The sequence below is a fragment of the Stenotrophomonas sp. GL_101 genome (assembly GCF_057835675.1).
On the sequence record NZ_CM174432.1, the window covers coordinates 2659978 to 2685015 of the forward strand.

Genomic DNA, 25038 nt, shown 5'->3' on the forward strand with positions numbered 1-25038 from the left:
GAAGACGGCGCTGCCGCGCCGGATCAGCCCGGCAAACGCTCATCGGCCCGCAACGTCAATACTTCAACGCCATCGGCCGTCACCAGCACGGTGTGCTCGCTCTGCGCCGACAGCTTGCCGTCGCGCGTGGTGACCGTCCAGCCATCGTCACTGTGGTCAATGGCCGCGCGGCCCTGGTTGATCATCGGCTCGATGGTGAAGGTCATGCCTTCGGCCAGCTCCAGCCCGGTGCCACGCTTGCCGTAGTGCAGCACCTGCGGTTCCTCATGCATTTCCCGGCCGATGCCGTGCCCGCAGAACTCCCTGACCACGCTGTAGCCATGCGCCTTGGCATGCTGCTGGATGGCAAACCCGATGTCGCCCAGCGTCGCGCCCGGGCGCACCGCCGCAATCCCTTTCCACATCGCCTCGCCGGTTACCCGCACCAGCCGCCGGGCGGCATAGTCCACCTCGCCGATCAGGTAGGTCTTGCTGGAATCGGCGATGAAACCGTCCTTTTCCAGCGTGATGTCGAGGTTGACGATGCTGCCGCTGCGCAGCACGTCCTCCGCTGCGGGCACTCCATGGCAGACCACGGTGTCGATCGAGGTATTGAGCACGAATTCAAAGCCGTACTGGCCCTTGCTGGCCGGACGCGCCTGCAGCGTATCGACGATGAAGCGTTCCACCCAGTCGTTGACCTGCAGCGTGCTCATGCCTTCCAGCGTCAGCCGGTCCAGCGCCTCGAACACCGACGCCAGCAGGCGTCCGGACTGCCGCATCAACTGTTGTTCCCCGGGCAGCTTGATCACGCCTGCGCCGCCACCCGCAATGCCCCCGGGTCGACCCCGGCGGCGCGCAGCTCACGGTTGACGATCTCCTGGTAGGTCATCGTCGGGTTCATTTCGCACAGCATCCCGATCCGGATCCAGAAGCCGGCCTGCGCGTTGATCGAACGCCCCGAGACGCCGCTGGCACGGCGCAGGTTGTCGTGCAGTTCGTCGTCGATGTTGACGATGCCCATGGGTAGCCCTGAGTGAATATATACGAATCATATATGATCCATACATTCCAAGCCACCCGCCGACCTCAGTCGGCGCGGTCGTCATGGTAGGCCGTCGCCTCGATCTCGAACAGCATCCCGTCCAGGGCCAGCCGCGGCACGGGGATCAAGGTGCAGGTCGGCGCCCGTCCCAGCGGCCAGCGCCGGCCGATCTGCTCGGACAGGATTCCGAGCCGGTCTTCATCGTGGTCCACTACCAGGACGGTCAAGCGGGCCACATCGGCGAGGCTGGCCCCGGCCGAGGCCAGCGCCAGGCTCAAGTTGTCCAGCGCCTGCCGGACCTGCACGTCGAAGCGCGGCGACAACGCCCCATCGGCGGTCTCACCGCCCTGCCCGGCGACATGGATCACCCGCGCCGGCAGGCGCACCACCGCCACGTGCGAATAGCCGTTGGCGCTGGGGTCGTACAGACCCGAGGGATTGATGAAACCGAACAGGCCGGGGCGGGCAACAGGCGTATCGCTCAACATGGCGCAGGTATCCGTGGGGAAAGTGCGCAGTCTCCTTCCTCAACCCTGGTTGAGGTCAACGCATCGGGGCGCAACACAGCAGTGCGCAACCGGGCACGATCGATGTGTGCCCTGCCCGCCCAGCTCCAGGCGCGACAGCCGCGCACCGGCATTGCACCGGTGCGCGGCAAAGCGGCGGGCGCGCGCTCAGCGCGGTCCCATCACCTTCTCAAGATCGGCGCCCTGCGGCATGCCCGAACGACGCTCGACCACGCCCTTGTCGTCCTTGAACAGGATGCCGGGGGTACCCTGGAAGCCCATCTCGATCATCAGCTCCTGGTGCGCATTGAGCTTGTTGGCAATGTCCGGGCTGAGCTTGGCGGCCGGCTTGATCCCGCCCTTGTCGAAGTTGTGCTCGTTCTCCAGCAGCGCCGCGCTGGGATTGGGCGAGGTCAGGATCGCCGCAGCCTTGGCCGGGCTGTCCTCGCGGATCACGCCCACCATGATGTGGCGCAGTTGCACCTTGCCGCTGTCCACCCACGGGCGTGCCGCTTCCCAGAAGCGATGGCAGTACGGGCAGTTGGCATCACTGAAGGTATAGACCACGCGCGGCGCATCGGCGCGGCCATCGCCTACCCAGGTACTGGCCTCCAGCTTCTTCCAGGTGCGCTCGGACATCGGCTTGGCCACCAGCTTTTCCAGCGGCGCCGCGCCCACGTCCTCGCCCTTCTCGTCGAACAGGCTGCCCACCACCACGTGCTTCCCGTCGGGGGTGACATAGGCCGCCGCCGGTTGCTGGCCGCCGACCACGCCGGCGAAGCCGCGCAGCCCACCCGGTGCGTCGAACTCGCCCAGCACTTCAAAGCCGTGCTTTTCGATGCCCTTGAGCACGGCAGGCGTTTCACCGGCCTTGGCCGCGGCGGCAGCGGGCGCCTTCGGCGGCTGCGCCTGGCTGCAGCCGGCAAGGACCAGCAACAGTGCAGTGGCAAGCACGGAGCCCAACACGGACGAGGATTTCAACAACATGGCAACTCCTGGTAACAGCAAGCGGAAAGGGCTGCGCGTTCAGCGCAGCTGGTCAAGCCGGGCCTGCAGGGCCGGTGCACTGAGTTCCCCCATGTGCAGCCCCTGCAGCCGGCCCTTGGAATCGAAGAACAGGGTAGTCGGATAGGCCCGCACCTGCAGCTGCGTGGAGGTGAGGCTGTCAGGATCCAGCAGCACATGCTGCAGCGACAGACGTTCGCTGGCAATGAACTGCTGCACCTCTTCGACGCTCTCGCCTTGGTTGACGAAGGCGAAGTGCACCTGCGGCGCGCGTTGCTGCGCGGCGGAGAACATCGGCATTTCGCGCCGGCAGGGGCCGCACCAGCTGGCCCACAGATTGACCACCATCGGCTTGCCGCCGCTGTCGGACAACGCCACCGGCTGCCCCTGCAACGTCTGCAGCGTCACCGCCGGCACCGCGATGCGGGCCTGTTGCAGCTGTACCATGCCCAGGCTCAAACCCAACCAGCACAGCACCCCGGCCAGCGCCCCCGCCCATACCGGGCGCCGCAGCGCCGGCCAACGACGCAGCCGCCACAGGCCCCAGGCCGCGCCCACCAGCAGTGCCAGCCACGGCAGGAAACCGCCATCGCCGACCCGCAGCAGCCCCCACGGGTCGGCCAGGTAATCGCGCCAATGCAGGGCGGCAAACCCCAGCCGGCCGCCGACCAGGCCCAACAGCAGCATGTCCAGCAACAGCGAACCGGGCTTCAGTGCACCCTCTTCCAGCGGGGGACGCAGCCAACGTGCCACGCCGGTCGCCAGCAACCCACCCAGCAACACCCACACCACGCCCAGCGGTACTGGGCCAACGCTACTGATCATCCATTGCTCTCCACTGCACCACGCACGCGATGTGTCGCAGCATCATCGACCCACGTTGCGGGGCCCCGGCCGGGGAGGTCCCCGGGGAAAACAACCACCGTACATGCACGAACGGCAGGTTGCCTGGGCGCGCCTGCCGTTCAATTCAGCCGTGATTGTGCAAGCCCGCGCGCCTAGGCGGCATCGCGCAGGGGTTCGGCCGTTGCCCGCACCAGCGGTTGCCGCGTGCGTTCGCGACGCTGGGAGAGTATCTGCCGGCGATAGCGCGCCGGCGTGGTACCGACGATGCGCAGGAACAGCCGTCGGAACGCGCTCTGGTCGGAGTAACCCACTGTCCAGGCCACTTCATCGATGAGCCCACCGGCCTGCAGCATCATCTGCGCCTTGGCGATTCGCAGCCGCTGGCAGTACTCGATGGGGCGCAGCCCGGTTGCCTTGAGGAAGCGCCGCTGCAACGTGCGCGGCTCCAGCCCCGACGACTCACAGATGTCCTGCAGGCTTACCCCGCGTGCGGCGATGGCGTGCAGCCAACGCTGCGCCTTGAGGATGCCGCGGTCGCCGTGGGCGAAGTTGGGGCTGAAACGTTCCAGGTCTTCCTGTACCGCGCGCGGCAGCGTCAACTGCAGCTGCTGGATCGTTGCCGCCATCACGCTGTGCCCGTACACCCTCGCCAGCAGCCGCAGGCTCAGGTACTTCCAGGCATCCGGCCCGGAGGCGCTGAGCAGGTCGCCATCATCCACCAGCGCGCGCTCGCCCCGGTTCCAGCTGGGCACCATCGACGCCAGCGAGGGGCAGCGGTCCAGGGCGGGCAGGCTCACCGTGCGTCCGGCCAGCACGCCGCTAGCCGCCATTACCAGCGCGCCTTCCTCGCAGCCGGCCAACACGCTGCCACGCTCGTGGCACTCGCGCAGCCAGCCCAGCACACGTTCATCCACCGGCCCCAACGGCCAGCTGGGCTCGTTGCCAGGCACCACCACGATGGCCGGTGGCGCAGAACCGAACAGTTCAACCCCGGCCACCCGCTGCATGCCGCGCGCTGACAGCGTCCAGCGCGTGACCAGCATGCGGCCGCCCTGTCGTTTGCCGGCCGCCGCACTGCGGTTGCATCGCTGGGCCAGTTCGGACAGTACCGGCGCCGCCGCGCGCAGGCTGCCGGGATACTCAAGCACGGCAACCTCCATCAACGAGGACGAAGCGGACTTCTGCGCAGCGGTCAGGGGGGAGAGGGGTAGATCCATGGCCAAGCTCCTAGTACACCAGCTTCGATCGGTAAAACCTTGGTAGAGCAAGGGTTTCACCGGACACCGAACGAGCGTACGGAGCCATTTCAGTGAGGGCTATGAAACTAGTTGTATTTTTCGGCCCACTCGCGACACGCGGCCGGCGCGGCGTCAGCAACCCTTGACTCTTGACCAGACTCCAGGGTTTACCCTTGCGTCCAACGCTTCAACGAGGTGGCCATGAACATAGGACAGCTTGCACGCGAAGCCGGCGTGCCCATCGACACCGTGCGCTACTACGAGCGCCAACGCCTGCTACCGACGGCGCAGCGCAGTGCCGGGGGCTATCGGGTGTTCGACCAGGACCACCTGATCCGGCTGCGTTTCATCCGCCGCGCCAAGGCACTGGGTTTCACCCTCGATGAAATCGCCGACCTGCTTCGCCTCAGCGACCAGCGCGGCGAGGACATGCTGCCGGTACGCGACAGCGCCGTGCACAAACTGGCCGATATCGAGCAGCGCATCGCCGAACTGCAGCGCATGCACCTGGCCCTCAAACGCCTGGTGGATGCCTGCCCCGGCCATGGCGGGCTGGAGCACTGCCCGATCCTGGCCGCATTGACCGAGTCCCACCAATGACCACCGGCCATGGCGCTTCCCACGACCGCGGCAAGGGCGGCAGCTGCTGCGGCAGCAAGCCGCCGGCCGACGCTGCCACGGTGAAAGACCCGGTCTGCGGCATGGACGTCGACCCGGCCGCCAGCACCCACCACGCACGGCATGACGGCAGCGCGTACCACTTCTGCAGCAGCGGTTGCCGGCAGAAATTCATCGCCGACCCGCCGCGCTACCTCGACCCGTCCCCGCACCCTGCCGAGCCGGTTGCCGCCGGCACGTTGTACACCTGCCCGATGGACCCGGAAATCGTCCAGGAAGGGCCCGGCACCTGCCCGATCTGCGGCATGGCGCTGGAACCGATGATGCCGAGCCTGGAGGAGACCGAGCATCCCGAACTGGCTGATTTCCGCCGCCGGTTCTGGTGGAGCCTGCCGCTGAGCGTGGCCACCATGGGACTGGCGATGCTGGCGATGACGCCGCTGCTGCACGGCCTGTCACCGGACCTGCGCGTGTGGATCGAACTGGCCCTGGCAACACCGGTGGTGCTGTGGGCCGGCTGGCCGTTCCTGCAGCGGTGGGCACAGTCGATTGCAAACCGCAGCCCGAACATGTGGACGCTGATCGGTACCGGTGTGTTGGCCGCCTATGGCTACAGCGTGGTCGCCACCGTTGCACCGGACCTGTTCCCCGCCTCGTTCCGCCAGCATGGCCATGTCGGTGTCTACTTTGAAGCGGCCGCGGTGATCATCTCGCTGACCCTGCTGGGCCAGTTGATGGAACTGCGCGCCCGCGCCAAGACGTCCGCGGCGATCAAGGCGCTGCTGGGACTGGCACCGAAGACCGCGCGCGTGCTGCGCGACGATGGCCGGGAGGAAGACGTGGATATCGCCCGGTTGCAGCCTGGCGACCGCGTGCGCGTGCGCCCGGGTGAGAAAGTACCGGTCGATGGCACCGTGCTGGAAGGCCGATCGTCGATCGACGAATCGATGCTGACCGGCGAGCCCGTACCGGTAATCAAGCAGGCCGGCGACACCGTGATCGGCGCCACGCTCAACAGCACGGGCAGCCTGGTGATCCGCGCCGATCGGCTCGGCGATGACAGCGTGCTGGCGCAGATCGTGCAGCTGGTGGCACAGGCACAGCGCTCGCGTGCACCGATGCAGCGCATGGCCGACACGGTCGCCTACTGGTTCGTGCTGGCGGTGTTGCTGGCTGCGGTGCTGACCTTCTTCGGCTGGGGCCTGTTCGGGCCCGAGCCGTCCTGGACCCACGGCGTGCTCAGCGCGGTAGCGGTGCTGATCATCGCCTGCCCGTGTGCGCTGGGCTTGGCCACGCCGATGTCGATCATGGTGGCGACCGGCCGCGCCGCGCAGCACGGCGTGCTCTTCCGCGATGCCGAAGCGATTGAAGCACTGCGCCAGATCGACACGCTGGTGGTGGACAAGACCGGCACGCTGACCGAAGGCCGCCCACGCTTCCGCGAGGTGCAGGCCGTGGCCCCGTTCGCCGCCGACGATGTCCTGCACTGGGCCGCCAGCCTGGACCAGGGCAGCGAACATCCGCTGGCCGAAGCGATCGTCGCCCAAGCGCGACAGCGCGGTCGTGCACTGTCGCCGGTGGAGGAGTTCGACTCGTTGACCGGCATGGGCGTGCGCGGCACGGTCCAGGGCAAGGACCTGCTGCTGGGCAATGCCGCGCTGATGCACGAACACGGCATTGATCCAGCACCGCTGGACGCCGCTGCCGACACCCTGCGCCGCGCCGCCGCCAGCGTGATGTACCTGGCCGCCGATGGACAGCTGGCCGGCCTGCTCGCGGTGGCCGACCCGATCAAGCCGTCTGCTGCCGATGCCATCGCGCAGTTGCACCGCGACGGCCTGCGCATCGTCATGGCCACTGGTGATGGCATCGCCACCGCCGAGGCCGTCGCGCGCGAACTCGGGCTGGACGAGGTGCATGGCGAAATGCGCCCTGCCGACAAAGCCGAGCTGATCGGCACGCTGCAGGCGCAGGGACGCAAGGTGGCGATGGCCGGCGACGGCATCAACGATGCACCGGCGTTGGCGACCGCCACGGTCGGCATCGCGATGGGCAACGGCACCGATGTGGCGATGTCCACCGCACAGGTGACCCTGGTCAAGGGCGATCTGCGCGGCATCCTGCGCGCCCGCCAGCTGTCCACGGCAAGCGTGCGCAACATGCGCCAGAACCTGGGCTTTGCCTTCCTTTACAACGGCCTGGGCATTCCCGTCGCAGCCGGCGTGCTGTACCCGTTGGGCATCACGCTGTCGCCGATGCTCGCCGCAGTGGCGATGAGCCTCAGTTCGGTCTCGGTGATCAGCAACGCACTGCGATTGCGCCATCAACGCCTGCCTGGCGCATGAGGCGGCGGTGGTACATCCGGCCCATGCAATGGACGACGACGGCGCAGCAGTTTTTTCTTGCCAATCCAAAACACCGTCGCTATGATTCCGCTCCTCACGACGTGGGGCCATAGCTCAGCTGGGAGAGCGCCTGCATGGCATGCAGGAGGTCGGCGGTTCGATCCCGCCTGGCTCCACCACTTCAATCATAGGCCGATTGAAGTGCAGTGAAAAAATCTGAAGTTTCGTGCGTCCCCATCGTCTAGAGGCCTAGGACATCACCCTTTCACGGTGGCGACCGGGGTTCGAATCCCCGTGGGGACGCCAATTGAAAACGCATCAAGCCCTGACTTCGGTCGGGGCTTTTTGTTTGCGCGCGCCGCGGTGCCTGCGCGAAAAAATATTCATCGCCATGTCACACAAAAGACTTGGCGAATGCGGCGCAGCCGCGTAGAATTTCGCCTCCAGCATCGTGGGGCCATAGCTCAGCTGGGAGAGCGCCTGCATGGCATGCAGGAGGTCGGCGGTTCGATCCCGCCTGGCTCCACCACTCCGCACCTTAGGCCGTGCGGGTGCGTTGGAAACATTGATGAGTTTCATGCGTCCCCATCGTCTAGAGGCCTAGGACATCACCCTTTCACGGTGGCGACCGGGGTTCGAATCCCCGTGGGGACGCCACTCATCAACACCATCAAGGCCCGGCTCGCCGGGTCTTTTTGTCACCGCCTCCTGCAGGTGCACATGTGGAGCTTCCACAAACGTGAACAGGCAGATATACTAGGCGGCTCGCGGTAACAACGTGGGGCCATAGCTCAGCTGGGAGAGCGCCTGCATGGCATGCAGGAGGTCGGCGGTTCGATCCCGCCTGGCTCCACCACTTCTCCGGACACAGGCCGTCCGATAGAAGCAAAATTCAGGTTTTACGTGCGTCCCCATCGTCTAGAGGCCTAGGACATCACCCTTTCACGGTGGCGACCGGGGTTCGAATCCCCGTGGGGACGCCAATCAAATGCAGGACACCCGGCTCCGGTCGGGGTTTGTTGCAAACAGCTTCCCATCCCGGCAAAACATCGCTATGATAGGCGGCTCGCAGCACCAACGTGGGGCCATAGCTCAGCTGGGAGAGCGCCTGCATGGCATGCAGGAGGTCGGCGGTTCGATCCCGCCTGGCTCCACCACTTCTCCGGACATAGGCCGTCCGATAGAAGCAAAATTCAAGTTTACGTGCGTCCCCATCGTCTAGAGGCCTAGGACATCACCCTTTCACGGTGGCGACCGGGGTTCGAATCCCCGTGGGGACGCCAATCAAACGCAGAAAGCCCTGACCTCGGTCGGGGCTTTTTGTTTGGGTCGCCGGCCATCTGCGGGGCAAACAGAAACGTGCCTTGACGCTTACCAGGCGCAGCCGTCGTTGGGTCGGGCGCTGGGCCCCCATGCCCTTTCCGGCGAATGTCCTCCGGCGTCGGCCTGCGGCCGCCCCCTCCCCCTTTATTTCGCCTCCAAGGGCATGAGGCCCCAACGCCCGACCCAACGACCACCGTCAAAAAAGCGTGGCGTCCACCTGCCCACCGCAAGCCGAGCCCCGTAGCAGCCGGTAGGCCCCTGGGCAAAATCAAGGAGGAGGCCGCCCGCGGCCGGGGGACATTTGCGCCAGGGGCTTACCGGCTGCTACGGGGCCCTCACGCTCGCGACCGGCCCGATCGGAGACGCCAGTCAATCCAAATGGCGCCTGCACACCTGGCCTGCGGCGTAGCGTCGTGCTCACTCTGCGACGGCCCTTGCAACAAGACGCTCCCCGCAGATGGGGAAGAACCTTTTTGTTTGGGTCGCCGGCCGCTGGCCATTCAACCCACGACCTTGGCCATGCCTACCGACCGGGGCGCGGTTTCGGTGAAACCGAACTGTGCATACAGCCGGTGCGCCTGGCCATCGGCAATCAGGCTTACATACGCGCCTGCCGCATGCGCCTGCAGCCAGGTGTCCAGCTGCTGCATTACCGCCTTGCCCAGCCCCTGGCCTTGTCGGTCGGGCACCACGGCAATGTCCACGATCTGCAGGAAGCAGCCGCCGTCGCCAATGATCCGGCCCATCGCCAGCAGGCGGCCGCCCTCGCGGATGCTCACCCCGAATACCGTATTGGGCAGTCCGCGCGTGGCGGCTTCCAACGATTTGCCGCTAAGCCCGGCGAGCACCCGCAGTTCGCGGTACTCGGCCACGCCGGGCGGATGGGGAAGGCACTGCAGGCCAGCAGGCAGGGACATGCGACGATTCCAGGAGAAAGAAGACAGAGGGTCGCGCGTTGTCATTTGCGGCCATCACCGATGCGTCACCGGCCCCTCAGCTGGCGACCGAATCGCCCTGCAGCGCGCGCGCCAGCGCGGCGTTCAATTCCGCGGTCAGGTAGGGCTTGCTGAGCAGCACCCCATTGCGGAAGGACTCGGGCAGATGGTCCGGCGCCATGCCGGTGGCCAGCACGAACGGAATGCCGCGTGCGCTCAAGGCGGCGGCAACCGCTTCACTGGTTTCATTGTTGGCCAGCCGATAATCCAGCAGTGCCACCTGCGGCTGGGTTTCATCCAGCAGGCGCAACGACTCGGCAACCGATGCGGCCAACCCGACGACCACAGCGCCGGACTGCACCAGCTGCATCTGCAGCAGGGCCGCACTCATCTCGTCGTTTTCGATCACCAGTACCCGCAGATCCTGCAATGCGCTCATCCCCGGCTCCCTGTATGGTTCAGCGCGATGATTATAGCGTTCCGGCAGGATGACGGCCGGGTCATGGTTGAAGCGTTCAGGTCTGCACAAACGTCCACATTTTGTATACACTACGCGGCCAGCCAGCCGAAGTGGCGGAATCGGTAGACGCAGCGGACTCAAAATCCGCCGCCTTTAAAAGCGTGTGGGTTCGAGTCCCACCTTCGGCACCAATGGAATTGCAAAGGCCAGATCGAGAGATCTGGCCTTTTGCGTTCATGCCGCCCCCCGGCACTCCCTCGACACCCCCACCGTCACACCACCCGCAGCACCGGCTGGCCGGCGTGGCGTGGCGCACCGGCGTCCACCCGGAACGCGGCCACGGTCTGCAGCAGCTGCGTGGCCTGCTCCTCCATGCTGCGGGCCGCCGCCGAGGCCTCTTCCACCAGCGCGGCATTCTGCTGGGTGCCTTCGTCGATGTGGTCCACCGCCTGGTTGATCTGGCCGATGCTGTCGCTCTGCTGCTGGGCCACGGCGCTGATCTCGGTGATCAACGCACTGACCCGCTTCACGTTGACCACGATGTCGTCCATCGTGCGGCCCGCACTCTCCACCTGCCCGGTGCCGGTACCGACCTTCTCCACCGAGTCGCCGATCAGCTGCTTGATCTCCTTGGCCGCACTGGCCGAGCGCTGTGACAGCGAACGGATTTCCGTGGCGACCACCGCAAAGCCGCGGCCGTGGTCGCCGGCGCGCGCCGCTTCCACGGCCGCGTTGAGTGCCAGGATGTTGGTCTGGAAGGCGATACCGTCGATGACCCCGATGATGTCCACGATGCGGCGCGACGATTCGTTGATCAGCGCCATGGTGGCGACCACCTCCTGGACCACGTGGCCGCCCTGTGCGGCAACATCCACCGCGCCGCTGGCCAGCTCGCTGGCCTGGCGGGCGTTGGCGGCGGTCTGCTGCACGGTGGCGGTCAGCCCCTTCATCGACACGGCGGTTTCTTCCAGCGAGGCGGCCTGCTGCTCGGTGCGTACCGACAGGTCGGTGTTGCCCTCGGCGATCTCGCTGGCACCCACCGCGATGGTGTCGGCGGCAAACTTGATCTGGGTGATGATCGAGGCCATCGCATCGACCAGGGCGTTGATGCCCTCGCATAGTTCGGCGATCGGCCCGCTCTTGTCGGCCGTGGCGATATGCCCGGTGAGATCGCCGCCCTTGGCCGCCGCCACCACCTCGCGGGTCTGCGCGACGGCGATCTGCATGGCCTGGCTGTCACGCACCTGCGCGGTGATGTCGGTGGCGTACTTCACCACTTTGAAGGGGCGGCCGTTCACGTCGAAGATCGGGTTGTAGGAGGCCTGGATCCACACCTCGCGCCCGCCCTTGCCGAGCCGTCGGTACTGCCCGGCGTCGTACTCGCCCCGCCCGAGCTTGTCCCAGAACTGGCGGTACTCCGGGCTCTGCCGATAGTCCGCATCCACGAACAGGGCATGATGCTGGCCACGCACCTCCTCCAGCGTGTAGCCGGTGGTGGCGAGGAAATTCTCGTTGGCCGACAGGATGCGCCCGTCCAGGCTGAACTCGATCACCGCCTGCGACTTGTTGATCGCCGCCAGCTGGCCGGCGACGTCGGCGGCCTGCTGCATCTGCGCGGTGATGTCGGTGGCGAACTTGACCACCTTGTAAGGCCGCCCGCCGGCATCCAGCACCGGGTTGTAGGAAGCCTGGATCCAGATCTCGCGCCCGCCCTTGCCGAGCCGACGGTACTGCCCGGCATCGAACTCGCCACGGCCCAGCCGTGCCCAGAAATCGCGGTATTCCTGGCCCTGCGCAAACGCGGCATCGACGAACATCGCGTGGTGCCTGCCCTGCACTTCCTCCAGGCGGTAGCCCAGCGCCTGCAGGAAATTGTCGTTGGCCTGCAGGATGGTCCCGTCCAGGTCGAACTCGATCACCGCCTGCACCCGGTGCAGGGCGGCCACCTGGGCCTCCAGCTCGGCCTGGCGGCGCCGCCCCTGCACGGCCAGGGACTGGCGCGCGTGGCGGCGTGACACGAAGGGGGCGGCCAAGGCCTGCCACAGCGATCGCCCGGAATCGGCGTCGGCGTCGGTACGTCCCTGCACATGCGCATGCATGCCTGAAGTAAGCATCATCTGATCCTCGGTGCCCGTTAGCTGTTGGGATCCGTCGAGCAGCTCGCCCGGCGGCATATCGTTTAGCTGGGGGACTTACGCGGACGTCAGTGGGGATGACGTCGCTACAGCGACTTCTACAACCAGGGTCCTGCCATGGTGAAGCCAGGCTGCTGCAAAGGCGTGCGGCCCGGACCCCGCGAGGAGGCAATCCAGGACCCGCGCGGAACCACCAGAGAGTGGGTCCAATAGGGATATCGACGCGCGGAAAGAGAACTTTAGCCAGGCGTGCCGCTCAGCCCTCGCCGCCTTCACCGCCTTCCACGGCATCCAGCGGGTCCAGGCCTTCGATGCCCGCCGTCTCCACCTGCACGTTGTTCCTGCCCAGTGCCTTGGCCCGGTAGCACTGGGCGTCGGCGGCGGCCACCGCATCGTCCACGCTCATGCCCGCGCCGATCGCGGCGATGCCGATGCTGGCACCCACGCTCAAGCGTTTGAGGTCCCAGGGAATGGACAGCCCCCGTACCGATTCAAGCAGGTCACTGACGATGCGGCGCGCACGTTTGAGCGAGCAGCCGGCCAGGATCACCGCGAACTCATCGCCCCCCAGCCGGGCCACGATGTCCGAGTCGCGCACCCCGTGGCGCAGCACGCTGGCCACCGCCCACAGCATCGCATCACCGGCCAGGTGGCCGTGGTTGTCGTTGATCGGCTTGAAATTGTCCAGGTCGATGAACATCAGCGAGGCCGACTGGCCGGTGCGTGCGACGCGGGTGATGGCCTGCTGCAGGTGCGCCTCGAAGCCTCGCCGGTTGCTCAGCTCGGTCAGCGGGTCCACTTCGGCCAGGTGGCGTGCCTCGCGCTGGCGGGCACGCTGCTGGGTGACGTCACGGATCACCCAGACCGCCCCGCTCACCTCACCGTCCTCGCCGCGCAGCCAGGCGCGGGTGACATCGACCGGCAGCAGTTGCGCGCCGACCGACAGCAGCAGGTCCGAGTGCAGGTCGACCGCATTGCTGTCCGGGTCCAGCAGCACCGCGATGTCCAGGGGCGAGCGTGGCGCGTACTCGGTGGTCAACTCCATCACGTCCTGCACCTGGCCATGGGTCAGCGGCGCGGCATCGGCACCGACCAGCGCGCGTGTCGCGGCCGCGTTGGCGTACTGGATGCGGCCCTGCAGGTCCAGGGTCAATACCATGTCGACCACCGCATCGAGGGTAATGCGGGTGCGCTGTTCGGATTCACGCAGTTGCTGGCCGCCATGGCGTTGCGCGGTGACGTCCTGGATCTGCGACACGAAGTGCAGCGGTTCGCCGTTCTCGGCGCGCACCAGCGATACCGACAGGCGGCCCCAGACCACGTTGCCGGCCTTGCCCAGGTAGCGTTTGTCCATGTGGTAGTGATCGCAACGTCCGACCAGCAGTTCATCGAGCAGGACCAGGTCGGCGTTGAGGTCGTCGGCGTGGGTGAGCGTCTGGAAGTCGGCCGCCAGCAGTTCGGCACGGGTGTACCCGAGGATCCCGCACAGCGCATCGTTGACGTCCAGCCAGCGCCCTTCCAGCGAGACCAGGGCCATGCCCAGCGCAGCCGAGGAAAATGCCCCGGCGAACTTTTCCGCCGCCAGGTAGGCCTGCTCGCGCACTTCCAGCAGGGGGGTGATATCCACCGCCATGCCGACATAGCCGATACGCGCACCGCCGGCGCCGTCCAGCGGGCTGATCGAGAGCCGCACCTGGCGGCGACCGCCATCCTTGCGCAGGAACGTCCACTGGTGCGACCAGGTACCGGTGGCCGCGTGTGCAATCAACGCCTCGAAGATGGTCGGCACGCGCCCGTCGGCATCGGCCTGCAGGCACAGGTAGGCGCGCATTTCCTCCGGGTCGTGGAACTGGCCCGGGCTGACCCGCCCGATCACCTCCTCGGCGCTGTAGCCGAGCAGCTTCTGCGCGCCGCTGTTGAACAACGTCACCACGCCAGCGACGTCGGTGGCGATCACCGCCACTTCATCGGAGGCATCGACCACTGCCTGCAGCCGCTGGCGCATGTTGGCCGCATCCTGGCGCGCGTTCTGCAGGTCGCTGACATCGGCGTGCGCACCGGCCATCCACAACGGTCGGCCGTGCGCATCCCATTCGTAGACGCGGCCGCGATCCTGCACCCAGATCCAGTGGCCGTCCTTGTGCCGCATCCGGCACAGGCTGTCGTAATGCGGCGAGCGCCCTTCCAGGTGTTCGGTGAGCAGGGCGTTGGACTGCGCCAGGTCGTCGGGATGGACCAGCCGGAAGAAGGTCTCCGGGGTGATCGGCGCCAAGCCATCGCGGGTGTAGCCGATGATCTGCGCCCAGCGCTCGTTGACCCACATCCGCCCGTCCTGGATGTTCCATTCCCAGGTGCCGGCGGCGGTGCCTTCGATGATCATTTCCAGGCGCCGACGCTGCGCGTTGGCCTCGCGCAGTGCCGCGACCATGCCCTCATCGCCCGCGTCGGGGAGTGGCCCGGTACTCATGGGCACGCCCGTGACGGGCAGGCACGCCGACGCCCGGCCAGGGCATCGCCCGGCACGCCTTCCACTGCATCGCGCTGTGTCATCTGCCCTCCCCGAGGCATCGGCCATGCGGCCGACCCGGCCATTCAACGGGGAGTGTGCTTAAACCGGCGTCAAACCAGAAGTGCCGAGGCGACACCGGCGCCTGCCGGCCCCCTCGGCGAGCGCCTTGCCAGGGCCGGCAACGGCAACCGCGGCCGGCCGTGGCGGCCGGGCTCGGGCAGACGCGCAGGCTGCCATCCGGGTGGGATGGCGGCCTGCGCTGCGGACCGCGGGCCGGTCAGCCGCCGCGTTTGGCGCGCGCGAAGGCGTCGGCCAGGGCATTGTTGGCCGGCGCGGCCGCACTGCCCGGACGCGGGCCGGACGGCCCGCCCCGGCCGGCATTGCGCTGGCCGCCACCGCCACCGCCACCATCACGCCGACCAGCCCCGGCCGGGCGCGTGTCGCGCTCGCCGGGGGCCTTGGCCGGGGCCGGGCTGTCGTCCAGCCGACGGGTCAGGGCGATGCGTTTGCGCGCCACGTCGACCTCCAGCACCTTGACCTTGACGATGTCGCCGGCCTTGACCACCTCGCGCGGGTCCTTCACGTAGGTGTCCGACAGCGCCGAGATGTGGATCAGGCCATCCTGGTGCACGCCGATGTCGACGAAGGCACCGAACGCTGCCACGTTGCTGACCACGCCTTCCAGGATCATGCCCGGCACCAGGTCCTTGATCTGCTCGACGCCGTCGGCAAAACGCGCGGCCTTGAACTCGGGGCGCGGATCGCGGCCGGGCTTTTCCAGTTCCTTGAGGATGTCGCGCACGGTCGGCACGCCGAAGGTGTCATCGGTGAACTGTTCGGCCTTGAGCCCCCGCAGGAAGCTGCCATCGCCAATCAGCGCCTTGATCGGGCGCGCGGTGGCGGCCACGATGCGCTCGACCACCGGATACGCTTCGGGATGCACCGAGGAGGCATCCAGCGGCTGGTCGCCGTCGGCGATGCGCAGGAAGCCGGCGCACTGCTCGAAGGTCTTGTCGCCCAGTCGCGGCACCTTGAGCAGGTCCTTGCGGCGCTTGAAGGGACCGTTGTCGTCGCGGTGGCGGACGATGTTCTCGGCCACGCTGGCCGACAACCCGGACACCCGCGTCAGCAGCGCGGCCGACGCGGTGTTGACGTGCACGCCGACCGCGTTGACGCAGTCTTCCACGCGGGCATCCAGCGCGCGTGCCAGGCGGTACTGGTCCACGTCGTGCTGGTATTGGCCCACGCCGATCGCCTTGGGGTCGATCTTGACCAGCTCGGCCAACGGATCCTGCAGGCGCCGTGCAATGGATACCGCGCCGCGGATCGACACGTCCAGGTTCGGGAACTCCCTGGCCGCCAACTCGGAGGCCGAGTACACCGACGCACCGGCTTCGCTGACCACGATCTTCTGCAGCGTGGTCTCGCCCAGTGCCTTGATCACCTCACCGGCCAGCTTGTCGGTTTCGCGGCTGGCGGTGCCGTTGCCGACCGCGATCAGGTCGACGTTGTGCTGCACGCACAGCTGCTTGAGGGTGTGCAGCGACTGGTCCCACTGGCGGCGGGGTTCATGCGGGTAGATGGTATCGGTGGCCACCACCTTGCCGGTGGCATCGACCACGGCGATCTTGCAGCCGGTGCGGATGCCCGGGTCCAGCCCGAGCACGGCCTTGGGGCCGGCCGGTGCGGACAGCAACAGGTCCTTGAGGTTGTCGCCGAACACCGCGATCGCCTCGGCCTCGGCCTTCTCGCGGGCCTGGTTGAACAGATCCAGCAGCAGGTGCATGTGCAGCTTGGCGCGCCAGGTCAGGCGGCAGGCATCGAGCAGCCAGCGGTCGCCCGGGCGCCCGGCATCGGCAATGCCGGCCTTGAACGCCACCCGGCCTTCGGCGTACTGGTGGCCCGCGTCGGGCTCCTTGCCCGGGTCCAGTTCCAGCAACAGGATCTCTTCACGGCGCGCACGGAACAGCGCCAGCAGCCGGTGCGAGGGAATCTTCGCCAAGGCCTCGGCATGGTCGAAATAGTCGCGGTACTTGGCGCCCTGCTCTTCCTTGCCGTCGGCCACGCGCGCGCGGATCACCCCGTGCTCGCCCAGCCAGCTGCGCAGTTCACCGACCAGGGCGGCGTCTTCGCCCCAGCGTTCCATCAGGATCGCGCGGGCACCTTCGAGCGCGGCCTTGGTGTCGGCCACGCCCTTGTCGATATCGACAAACCCGGCGGCGACTGCCTGCGGATCGCGGGTGGGATCGGCCAACAGGCCGTCGGCCAGCGGCTCCAGCCCGGCTTCGCGGGCGATCTGGGCGCGGGTGCGACGCTTGGGTTTGTAGGGCAGGTACAGATCTTCCAGCCGCGACTTGGTGTCGGCACCGAGAATGTCGTTGCGCAGTGCGTCGCTGAGCTTGCCCTGCTCGTCGATGCTGGACAGCACCGCGGCGCGGCGGTCTTCCAGTTCGCGCAGGTAGGTCAGGCGGGTTTCCAGGTTGCGCAGCTGGGTATCATCCAGACCGCCGGTGACTTCCTTGCGGTAGCGGGCGATGAACGGGACGCTGGCGCCTTCGTCGAGGAGCGCGATGGCCGCACGGGCCTGGGCAGGCTGGGCGCCGATTTCATCGGCGATGGTCTGGGCGATCTGCTGGGCGAGCTTGATGTCAGGCATTGCTTCCGGCCGGAGCCGCAGTACGGAAAGTCCCGATTGTGGCAATGCGCGGCGGCGGGGGGAAGGCGTTGACAGCGGGGGGCGAACCTGTCGCCCGCGGGTGCAGGGTGTAGAGCCGGGCTCTGCCCGGCGCCTCATGACGGTTGGATCGCCAACGGTAGTGCCGGCCGCTGGCCGGCTCCTCGGTACGGTCGGGGTATACGGACAGCCGGGCAGAGCCCGGCTCTACGCGGCTTCAACGGTAATGCTGCGCGGTGCGCTGGTGGACGATCTCGTCGCGCATCGATTCCAGCGCCATTACCCGGATCCTGCCGATGCCCGGCAGTTCCATGAACCGCTCGGTGTAGATCTCCGGCCCGGTGTCGGTATCGGCCCGGGACTTGCTGAAACCGTGGGGTACCAATCCTTTGTCGCCATCCTTGCTACCACCGACATAAAGAACGATTGCCATGTGATGTGTTCCTCCAAAAAGCATCGTGCATGCAACAGACTGCAGCTTACCGCGCCCAACCTGACTGGTGGGTCATTCAGCCTAATAACCATTGTTTGCATGCAGATGACGCCGCGTTGCGTGCGCTTTTCTTACATAAAATTAACGCGACGCCTGCCTCACGGCCACCAGCCGCGCCCGGTCATCGCGTACACATCGGCGGCGCGCTCGAACGGATTGCGCGCGCTGACCCCGCCGCACAGCAGATAGACCGGCAGGTACAACGGGCCCAGCACGAGGTATTGGTAGACATGCGCTCGCTCATGGTCGTGCAGGCCGATCACCGGCTCGGTGCAATGTCCGGCCTGGTGGGCGTAGGTGCGGCACGGCACGTCGAGCGTGGGCCCGGTATGCAGGATGACGTTGCCCAGGGTGATCGCCCCGCCCGGCCCCCAGGGCCAGTCACGGAACACGATGGCCAGGTCGCGGCGATTCCACGACGGGCGCGCACCGGCCACCATGCCGGCCAGGCCGCCGAGCAGGCCGATCAGGGTGTTGGGCACGGTCCATAGCGCGCCCAGCCCCTGCAGGACGCGCAGCGCCAGCGGCGGCAGGCTCAATCGGCCTCGTTGGGAATCAACAGCCACAGGATCAGGTAGACCAGGATGCCGGGGAACGCGGCCGACAGCAGCGAGACCACCACGAACAGCACCCGCACCAGGGTCGCGCTCCAGCCGAAGCGATGCGCGATGCCGCCCATCACGCCGGCGATCATGCGGTCGTTGAGCGAGCGCGACAGGGTCCGCGGGGTAGCGTTCATGGCGAAGGTCTCCGGCTGTGGAGCGCGCACTCTAGCGCGGGGGGTGTCTACGGCGTGCGTGGACGCAGGGTCTTGAGCGTTGCCCCGAACCAGGCCGCCGCGCTCTGTTCAGGCTGGCCCGGGCAGGCGATGCGGTAGGGCTTGCCACTGATGCTGCTCTGGCTGGCGGCACGCTCGATGAACTGCTCGGCGGTGTCCACCTTGTCCTTCTTCAGCAGGTAGTCGTACTTGCGCTGCAGGTGCGCGCGCGCTTCGGCGGCATCGTGCCAGCTGCCGTTGCGCTGGAAGCGGCAACTGGAGCCGTCCAGGGCGCCGATCAGGCCGGCGATTTCGCGGCGGGCGGTGTCGTTCGGCGCGGCGCTGGCGCCGGCGGCGGCCAACAGGCCGATAGCCAGGGCACTGACAAGACGAGGGGTCATGACGATCGTTCCTTCAACCAATCGGTAATGGTACCGGGCACCTCGCGCTGGGCACGGCCGGAAACATAAATACCGATGTGGCCGCCGCGGAAACTGCTTTCGGTGTAGTCGGTGCTGCCGATCCGGCCACGCATCGCACGTGACGCATCCGGCGGCACCAGGTGGTCCTGTTCGGCGTAGATGTTCAATACCGGCAGGGTCACCTGGTGCAGTTGCACGGTGTCCTCGCCGATCCGCACGCCGTCGTGCATCAGCCCGTTGCCCTGGTAGAACTGCTTGATGAAGTCGCGGAAGGTTTCCCCGGCCAGGTCGGGCGAATCGAAGATCCACTTTTCCATGCGCAGGAAATCTTCCAGCGCGGCCTTGTCATCGAGGATGTCGAGCAGGCCCACGTACTTCTGCACGTTGAGCCGGAACGGCTTGAGCATGAGGTAACTGGCATTCATCAGGTCGGCCGGGATGTTGCCCAGCGTGTCCACCAGCAGGTCCACATCCACCTGCCGTGCCCAGTGCGACAGCATGTTGTCCGGGGTCTGGAAATCCACCGGCGTGACCATGGTGATCAGGTTGGCCAGCTTGGGCTGGCGCAACGCGGCGTAGCACAGCGCGAACACACCGCCCTGGCAGATGCCGAGCATGTTGATCGGCGCGCCGGACTGCGCCTGCAGGTGGTCCACCGCGCCGTCGATAAAACGCAGCAGGTAGTCTTCCAGGGTCTGGTAGCGCTCGGAGCGGTCCGGATAGCCCCAGTCCAGCACGTAGACGTCATGGCCCAGCGCCAGCAACCGCTGCACCAGCGAGCGGTCGGCCTGCAGGTCGACCATGTAGGGCCGGTTGACCAGCGCGTAGACGATCAGCAGCGGGGTGGCATGCACGGGGGGCTGGGTACCGACGAAGCGATACAGCACCACCTTGCCGTCGCGCCAGACTTCCTCGCGCGCGGTGCTGCCGTAGTCGACGTCGTCCACCGTCGGCAGCAGCGCCAGCCCGTCCAGCAGCTTGCGCTGCATGGCCAGGGTTTCCTGCAGCAGGTCTTCGGCGTTGAAGCCCAGCGGCCCTTTCATGGGCTGCGCTTCGGTGCGGCAGGGGTCTTGCCAGTCTTCCTGGCCGCCTTCTTTGTCGCCGTCCCGGGCGCCTTGCCGGCGGGCGCGGTCGCCGCAGCCATGCGCCGCACCAGCCGTTCCAGCTCGGCAATGCGACGGTGCGCGGTATCCATCTCGGTGCGGGTAGGCATGCCGATCGCCTCGCAGGCGCGTTCGATCTCCTGCTGGGCCGCGCCACGCAGGCGCATCTGCGCATTGCCCAGCGACGCAAACACCTTCTGGAATGCGTCGGACAGCGCGACCTTGGCGTAGGCCTCTTCGGCCGCCTCGATCCACAGGTCGAACATCGCCCGCGCACTGGTCAGCTGGTTGCCCGGCTGCTCGTGCTCGGCCAGGCGCTGCTCGAACAGGGTGAACGCATCGTCCAGTGCCTGCTTGATCTGGTCCACGTAGTCGCGCGAATGCGACTGGTACTCCTGCTGGGCGCGCAGCAGCGCCTGCCAGCGCGCCTGGTGTTCGCGGCCGGGCCCGAACGCCGGGCTCTGCATCCACGGCCCAAGCGTGCGCTGCAGCGATTCCAGCAGCGCCATCAGGTCCGGGCCATCGGCGTGGGTATGTCCGCGCGCACCCTGCAGCATCCACTGCAGCACGCCGTCGCCCTGGCCCTCCACCGCCGTCCGCCACGCCTGGGCCACATCGGCACTGCGGGCATCCTGGCCGGCGAACTGCGCGGCGACCTGTTGCATGGTCCCGTACCAGCCACCGGCCTGCTCACGGAACCGGCGCACGGCGTCGTCGGCGGGGCTGCTGGCCGTGTTGGGGACCATCTGCGCCCACCAGTCGATCGCCTGCTGCCAGTTGCCCTGCCCGCCCTCCGCGCCGGCCTGGCCGGGCGGCACCGCGGCGTGCCGCAGGGCATCGCCCCACGCACTGAAATACTGCCGTGCCAAGGCTTCAACATCGCCGGCATTGCTGCCGCTGCCTGCGGTACTCATCGACCCTCTCCCAGCCGTATCGGGAACCCTGCCATCGGCGCACGCCCGCTCATGGCTTGGGAATGCGCAGGGTCTTGCTGATCATCAGCGAGCCGGACAGCGCGAACAACAGCACCATCGGGTGCAGCTGCCACGGGCCCAGCTGCCAGCGCCCCAGCCACAGGTCGTGGCCGATCGCGCCCATGCTGGCAGCGATGGCCAGCACCACCACCAGCGCCAGGCTGGTGGGAATCGGGGTGCCCTCGAAATACGGCACCTTGTCGCCCTCACCGGCCAGCGATTCGGCGGTGACGTTGTAGCGCGCCAGGCGGCTGACCCCGCAGCAGACGAAGTAGCTGAGCACCAGCCAATCCCAGCCGCCCTGCATGCCGCAGGCGTAGGCCAGCGCGGCGGGGGCCACGCCGAAGGAGATGATGTCCGACAGCGAATCCAGCTCGCGTCCCAGCGTCGAGCTGGATTTGCGCCAGCGCGCGATGCGCCCGTCCAGTGCATCGAAAATGAAGGCCAGCGGGATCAATGCCATGCCGAACAGCAGGTAGCTGCGCTGCCCATCCTGCAGGAAGCGCATCGCGGCGAACACCGCGCCGGTGCCGCAGAAGGCGTTGGCCAGGGTGAACCAGTCCGCCAGGTGGAACTCGCGCAGCATCGAGAAGTGACGTTTCATGGAGGATCTGTTGACGGCAATCGGAAGAGAGTACCGCGAGCGGGCCGAACCGTGACAGAGCAACCTCGGCAGGCGTTGCCATGGCCTTCACGCGGGAACGACAAGCGGTGAATTTTTGGCCACCCATCTTGACAGCAAGGGTGGGCGGGGGCTGCCGCCGCTTATCCACAAACTTGCGCACCAGTCATCCACACCCCCTGTGGACAAGTCCGTCTCAATAGACGCGACGATGGTTATTTATTCATCACCCGATGTCTGTCTGGCGGCCGGCTACCCGGCGCGGGCCCAACAGCGCGCGGTATGCTCTCGGGTGGACCCGCCGCCGCTACGTCCTGCCCGCCCCTGCGACAGGAGTTGCCTGCGTGCTTTCCCCCGAACATCTCGCCGCCCAGCTGCGGCATCCCCACGGTGAGCATGCGCTGGCCGTGGCCGAATCCATGAACCGCAGCAACGGGGCGTTGAACCAGGCCGCGATTGCGCTGCTGGCCGTTGCCGCACGCGAACAGGTGCTGGAGATCGGCCCCGGCAATGCGGCCTTCGCCGGCGACCTGCTGCGTGCGCCGGGCAGCCGCTACCTGGGCATTGAAGTGTCGGCGGACATGGTCGATGCCGCGCAGGACCGCCTGACCGTCGCCGGTCTGCATGACCGTGCCGGCGTGCGCCTGGGCGATGTGCATGCGCTGGACCTGGAAGACGCCTGCATCGATGCGGCGTTGGCAGTGAACACCCTGTACTTCTGGGAACAGCCCGCGCTGGCCCTGGCCGAACTGGCCCGGGTGCTGCGCCCCGGCGGCCGGCTGTGCCTGGCGTTTGGCGATGCGGCGTTCATGCGCACCCTGCCCTTCACCGCCCACGGGTTCCACCTGCATGAGTTGGCCGAGGTGGAGTTGGCCATGCGCAGCAGTGGGCTGCGGGTCTGCGGGTGGCGGGCGCACTGGGAAACCGGCACCAGCAATGACGGGCGCCAGGTGGAGAAGCATTTCCATCTGTTGCTGGCGCGGCGGTGATGGCGGGGGGATGCCGGGTAGCGGTCGGCTGGGCGGCGGTTACAGGCGGGTAAAGGTCCAGGACTCCATCGCGCCGTCGCGGTAGGGCATCACGCCGTGGAAGGCGCGCGGGTCGTCACCGAATACCAGCGGCAGGAAGCTGCGATCGCCCTCCCACAGCGGCAGGGTGTCGAGTTTGTCCAGGTCGACCCACTCCAGGCTGCCCTCGACATTGGCGGTCAGCGGTGTGCCGGTGAAGTCATCGATGATGAAAATGAAACCGAACCAGTCCTCGCCGTTCTTGCCGAAACCTGGCCAGCTGATCGTGCCGCGCAGGCGCATGCTGCCGCATTCGATCCCCGCTTCCTCGCGGATCTCGCGGCGCATGCAGGCGGCGGCATCTTCGTCACGCTCCATTTTGCCGCCCAGGCCGTTGTACTTGCCCAGGTGCAGGTCGCCCGGGCGGGCGTTACGGTGGATCATCAGCGCTTGCTTGCCGTCCGGCGACAGCACGTAGCCCAGGGTGGCCACGATCGGGGTATAGGGCATGACGCACAGGCTCACGGAAAACAAACCACGATTATGCGCGATCCGCGCAGCACCGTTGCTGCCGCGGTCAGCCGGTCACGCGGGTGCGGCGGGTATCGGCCGGTGCCGGCAGCGCGTCACCGTCGCGCCGCAACGTGGCCACGCCGTGGCCGCGCTCGGCCAGGTACTCCAGCCATTTGCCCAGAAAGGTGTTCATGCGCATGCGGTGGCTGATCAGCTCGGCCGGCGGCGGGTACATGCCCACCACGTCCTGCCAGCGCCGCCCCACGTAACAGTGGGTCGTCTCGGCCTGGCGCGCGTCGCGGTACAGGCGCACGTAGGCCGAGGGGTCCGGTTGGCCGGTGACCGGATCGGCGAAGTCGTAGGTCAGGCGCAGTTCCACCGTGTAGCGGTGGCACTCGATCACATCTAGGCGCACGTCCAGGCCATCCCCCACCGAGGACACGTAGCTGCCCGGCACCAGGTCGGCCGGAGCGAACAACCGCACCAGGTGCTGGTAGTTCTCGGCGTACAGCCCCATCAGCCAGCTCAGGCGACTGAGCCGGGGGATGCGTTCGATGCGGGGCGTGGCCGGGGACATGGGTCGATCCTACACGGTGGCGGTTGAACGCGGCAGCCTTGTGGGGCGCCGGATCCAGGCGGATGATCGAGGTTCCCGCCGCGGCGTATCGACCCACGGTCGATACCTGCGTGGCCGGTCAGTACATTTCCCGCTGCAGCCCCAACGTGCCCAGCACCTTGCTGGAGATTTCCTCGATGGAGGTGTGGGTGGTGCTCAGGGTCGGGATGCGCTCCATGCGGAACATGGTCTCGGCCGCAGCCACCTCGCGGCGGCAGGTGTCCAGGTTGGCGTAGCGCGAGTTCGGGCGGCGCTCCTGGCGGATCTGCTGCAGCCGGTCGGGGTCGATGGTCAGCCCGAACAGCTTCTTGCGGTAGGGACGCAGGCGCGGCGGCAGGCGGTCCTGCTCCAGGTCCTCGTCGGTGAGCGGGTAGTTGGCCGCGCGCACCCCGTAATGCAGGGCCAGGTAGATGCAGGTGGGTGTCTTGCCGGCCCGCGACACCGCCACCAGGATCACGTCGGCGTCGTCGTAGTTGATGGCGATGCCGTCATCGTGGGTCAGCGCGAAGTTCATCGCGTTGATCCGGCGGTGGTAGGTCTCGAAGTCGACCATGCCGTGGGCCTGGCCCACCCGGGAATGCCGGTCGACCGCCAGTTCGCGCTCCAGCGGCTCGATGAAGGGGGCGAACACGTCCAGCATCAGGCCACCGCTTTCGGCCAGGATGATGCTCAGCCCGCTGTCCACGCAGGAGCTCACCACGATCGGCCGGACCTGGTAGCGCTCCCCCGCCGCGCGGATCCTTTCACAGGCTTCGCGGGCCTTTTCGGGGTCATCGACGAAGGACATGCGATCGGTAATGAAGCTGAACCCGGAGAACTGGGTCAACAGGCTATGCCCAATGGTTTCAGCGGTGATACCGGTTCCATCGGACACGTAGAACACCGGACGGATCGTCGACATGTGCCATTTAAC

The 25038-nt window shown here is 67.2% G+C and carries 24 protein-coding genes and 9 tRNA genes; 12 read left to right on the forward strand and 21 right to left on the reverse strand.

Translation table 11 applies throughout. From position 1 onward, the window contains the following. Positions 1–23 precede the first annotated feature (23 nt). The 6 genes from map to AC3IR9_RS11705 all read right to left on the reverse strand — a co-directional run bounded on the left by map (position 24) and on the right by AC3IR9_RS11705 (position 4598). Positions 24–791 (reverse strand): type I methionyl aminopeptidase, encoded by a 768-nt coding sequence (gene map, locus AC3IR9_RS11680; RefSeq protein ID WP_489290925.1) that lies wholly within the window; start codon positions 789–791, stop codon positions 24–26. Next, a complete protein-coding gene (locus tag AC3IR9_RS11685) occupies positions 788–1003 on the reverse strand; it encodes a ParD-like family protein (RefSeq protein WP_489290926.1) in 216 nt (71 codons plus the stop codon). The genes map and AC3IR9_RS11685 overlap by 4 nt, the downstream gene beginning before the upstream one ends. A 65-nt stretch (positions 1004–1068) precedes the next feature. Next, positions 1069–1512, reverse strand: a complete 444-nt coding sequence (locus tag AC3IR9_RS11690; RefSeq protein ID WP_489290927.1) for a RidA family protein — start codon at positions 1510–1512, stop codon at positions 1069–1071. 186 nt (positions 1513–1698) lie between these two features. Next, the gene (dsbG, locus tag AC3IR9_RS11695) at positions 1699–2517 is read right to left on the reverse strand and encodes a thiol:disulfide interchange protein DsbG (RefSeq protein WP_489290928.1); all 819 of its coding nucleotides are present in this window, start codon (positions 2515–2517) and stop codon (positions 1699–1701) included. 39 nt (positions 2518–2556) lie between these two features. After that, entirely contained in the window at positions 2557–3360 is an 804-nt protein-coding gene (locus AC3IR9_RS11700; RefSeq protein ID WP_489290929.1) for a TlpA family protein disulfide reductase, read from the reverse strand. 173 nt (positions 3361–3533) lie between these two features. Next, entirely contained in the window at positions 3534–4598 is a 1065-nt protein-coding gene (locus AC3IR9_RS11705) for a GlxA family transcriptional regulator (protein WP_489290930.1), read from the reverse strand. A 222-nt stretch (positions 4599–4820) separates the two neighbouring features. Between AC3IR9_RS11705 and AC3IR9_RS11710 the strand changes: the two genes are divergently transcribed. The 10 genes from AC3IR9_RS11710 to AC3IR9_RS11755 all read left to right on the forward strand — a co-directional run bounded on the left by AC3IR9_RS11710 (position 4821) and on the right by AC3IR9_RS11755 (position 8865). Beyond that, on the forward strand, positions 4821–5219 hold the full coding sequence (locus tag AC3IR9_RS11710) for a heavy metal-responsive transcriptional regulator (RefSeq protein WP_489290931.1): 399 nt from the start codon (positions 4821–4823) through the stop codon (positions 5217–5219). Then, positions 5216–7582 carry a heavy metal translocating P-type ATPase gene (locus AC3IR9_RS11715; RefSeq protein WP_489290932.1) on the forward strand — a complete coding sequence of 789 codons (2367 nt, stop codon included), beginning with the start codon at positions 5216–5218 and terminating at the stop codon, positions 7580–7582. Before AC3IR9_RS11710 ends, AC3IR9_RS11715 begins: the two co-directional genes overlap by 4 nt. A gap of 103 nt (positions 7583–7685) precedes the next feature. Continuing rightward, positions 7686–7761: transfer RNA gene (locus AC3IR9_RS11720), tRNA-Ala, on the forward strand. 51 nt (positions 7762–7812) lie between these two features. Then, positions 7813–7888: transfer RNA gene (locus tag AC3IR9_RS11725), tRNA-Glu, on the forward strand. Between the two features lie 147 nt (positions 7889–8035). Further along, positions 8036–8111 (forward strand) — tRNA-Ala (locus tag AC3IR9_RS11730). Between the two features lie 52 nt (positions 8112–8163). Beyond that, positions 8164–8239: transfer RNA gene (locus AC3IR9_RS11735), tRNA-Glu, on the forward strand. 123 nt (positions 8240–8362) lie between these two features. Beyond that, positions 8363–8438: transfer RNA gene (locus AC3IR9_RS11740), tRNA-Ala, on the forward strand. Between the two features lie 51 nt (positions 8439–8489). After that, positions 8490–8565, forward strand: a tRNA-Glu gene (locus AC3IR9_RS11745). Between the two features lie 98 nt (positions 8566–8663). Further along, positions 8664–8739: transfer RNA gene (locus tag AC3IR9_RS11750), tRNA-Ala, on the forward strand. Positions 8740–8789: 50 nt separating this feature from the next. Further along, positions 8790–8865: transfer RNA gene (locus tag AC3IR9_RS11755), tRNA-Glu, on the forward strand. Between the two features lie 540 nt (positions 8866–9405). Here AC3IR9_RS11755 and AC3IR9_RS11760 read toward each other — a convergent pair. Both AC3IR9_RS11760 and AC3IR9_RS11765 read right to left on the reverse strand, forming a co-directional pair. Further along, entirely contained in the window at positions 9406–9822 is a 417-nt protein-coding gene (locus AC3IR9_RS11760) for a GNAT family N-acetyltransferase (protein WP_489290933.1), read from the reverse strand. 76 nt (positions 9823–9898) lie between these two features. After that, positions 9899–10279, reverse strand: a complete 381-nt coding sequence (locus AC3IR9_RS11765; protein ID WP_489290934.1) for a response regulator — start codon at positions 10277–10279, stop codon at positions 9899–9901. A 125-nt stretch (positions 10280–10404) separates the two neighbouring features. Between AC3IR9_RS11765 and AC3IR9_RS11770 the strand changes: the two genes are divergently transcribed. Continuing rightward, positions 10405–10491, forward strand: a tRNA-Leu gene (locus AC3IR9_RS11770). 81 nt (positions 10492–10572) lie between these two features. Here the strand turns inward: AC3IR9_RS11770 and AC3IR9_RS11775 are convergent. The 10 genes from AC3IR9_RS11775 to AC3IR9_RS11820 all read right to left on the reverse strand — a co-directional run bounded on the left by AC3IR9_RS11775 (position 10573) and on the right by AC3IR9_RS11820 (position 21971). Then, on the reverse strand, positions 10573–12414 hold the full coding sequence (locus AC3IR9_RS11775; protein WP_489290935.1) for a methyl-accepting chemotaxis protein: 1842 nt from the start codon (positions 12412–12414) through the stop codon (positions 10573–10575). A 277-nt stretch (positions 12415–12691) separates the two neighbouring features. Continuing rightward, positions 12692–14863 carry a PAS domain S-box protein gene (locus AC3IR9_RS11780; protein WP_489295805.1) on the reverse strand — a complete coding sequence of 724 codons (2172 nt, stop codon included), beginning with the start codon at positions 14861–14863 and terminating at the stop codon, positions 12692–12694. A gap of 358 nt (positions 14864–15221) precedes the next feature. Next, positions 15222–17600: a Tex family protein gene (locus AC3IR9_RS11785; protein WP_489290936.1), complete on the reverse strand. Its 2379-nt coding sequence runs from the start codon at positions 17598–17600 to the stop codon at positions 15222–15224. Between the two features lie 235 nt (positions 17601–17835). Next, positions 17836–18051 carry a hypothetical protein gene (locus tag AC3IR9_RS11790; RefSeq protein WP_489290937.1) on the reverse strand — a complete coding sequence of 72 codons (216 nt, stop codon included), beginning with the start codon at positions 18049–18051 and terminating at the stop codon, positions 17836–17838. 158 nt (positions 18052–18209) lie between these two features. Beyond that, positions 18210–18650: a hypothetical protein gene (locus AC3IR9_RS11795; RefSeq protein WP_489290938.1), complete on the reverse strand. Its 441-nt coding sequence runs from the start codon at positions 18648–18650 to the stop codon at positions 18210–18212. Beyond that, a complete protein-coding gene (locus tag AC3IR9_RS11800) occupies positions 18647–18850 on the reverse strand; it encodes a PspC domain-containing protein (protein WP_489290939.1) in 204 nt (67 codons plus the stop codon). Before AC3IR9_RS11800 ends, AC3IR9_RS11795 begins: the two co-directional genes overlap by 4 nt. A 47-nt stretch (positions 18851–18897) precedes the next feature. After that, on the reverse strand, positions 18898–19269 hold the full coding sequence (locus AC3IR9_RS11805; RefSeq protein ID WP_489290940.1) for a YfeK family protein: 372 nt from the start codon (positions 19267–19269) through the stop codon (positions 18898–18900). Continuing rightward, positions 19266–20333 carry a class III poly(R)-hydroxyalkanoic acid synthase subunit PhaC gene (locus AC3IR9_RS11810; protein WP_489290941.1) on the reverse strand — a complete coding sequence of 356 codons (1068 nt, stop codon included), beginning with the start codon at positions 20331–20333 and terminating at the stop codon, positions 19266–19268. Before AC3IR9_RS11810 ends, AC3IR9_RS11805 begins: the two co-directional genes overlap by 4 nt. Continuing rightward, positions 20330–21307, reverse strand: coding sequence for a class III poly(R)-hydroxyalkanoic acid synthase subunit PhaE (phaE, locus tag AC3IR9_RS11815; RefSeq protein ID WP_489290942.1), 978 nt, complete (start codon positions 21305–21307; stop codon positions 20330–20332). Before phaE ends, AC3IR9_RS11810 begins: the two co-directional genes overlap by 4 nt. Before the next feature lie 49 nt (positions 21308–21356). Further along, positions 21357–21971 (reverse strand): CDP-alcohol phosphatidyltransferase family protein, encoded by a 615-nt coding sequence (locus AC3IR9_RS11820; RefSeq protein WP_489290943.1) that lies wholly within the window; start codon positions 21969–21971, stop codon positions 21357–21359. Between the two features lie 362 nt (positions 21972–22333). Here AC3IR9_RS11820 and AC3IR9_RS11825 point away from each other — a divergent pair, with 362 nt between their 5' ends. After that, on the forward strand, positions 22334–22978 hold the full coding sequence (locus tag AC3IR9_RS11825; protein WP_489290944.1) for a class I SAM-dependent methyltransferase: 645 nt from the start codon (positions 22334–22336) through the stop codon (positions 22976–22978). 39 nt (positions 22979–23017) lie between these two features. Here the strand turns inward: AC3IR9_RS11825 and AC3IR9_RS11830 are convergent, their stop codons facing one another. The 3 genes from AC3IR9_RS11830 to ppsR form a co-directional block, all read right to left on the reverse strand. Beyond that, positions 23018–23506: an NUDIX hydrolase gene (locus AC3IR9_RS11830; RefSeq protein ID WP_489290945.1), complete on the reverse strand. Its 489-nt coding sequence runs from the start codon at positions 23504–23506 to the stop codon at positions 23018–23020. Between the two features lie 67 nt (positions 23507–23573). Continuing rightward, entirely contained in the window at positions 23574–24086 is a 513-nt protein-coding gene (locus AC3IR9_RS11835; RefSeq protein WP_489290946.1) for a DUF1249 domain-containing protein, read from the reverse strand. Between the two features lie 118 nt (positions 24087–24204). Further along, on the reverse strand, positions 24205–25026 hold the full coding sequence (gene ppsR / locus AC3IR9_RS11840) for a posphoenolpyruvate synthetase regulatory kinase/phosphorylase PpsR (RefSeq protein ID WP_489290947.1): 822 nt from the start codon (positions 25024–25026) through the stop codon (positions 24205–24207). Positions 25027–25038 lie beyond the last annotated feature (12 nt).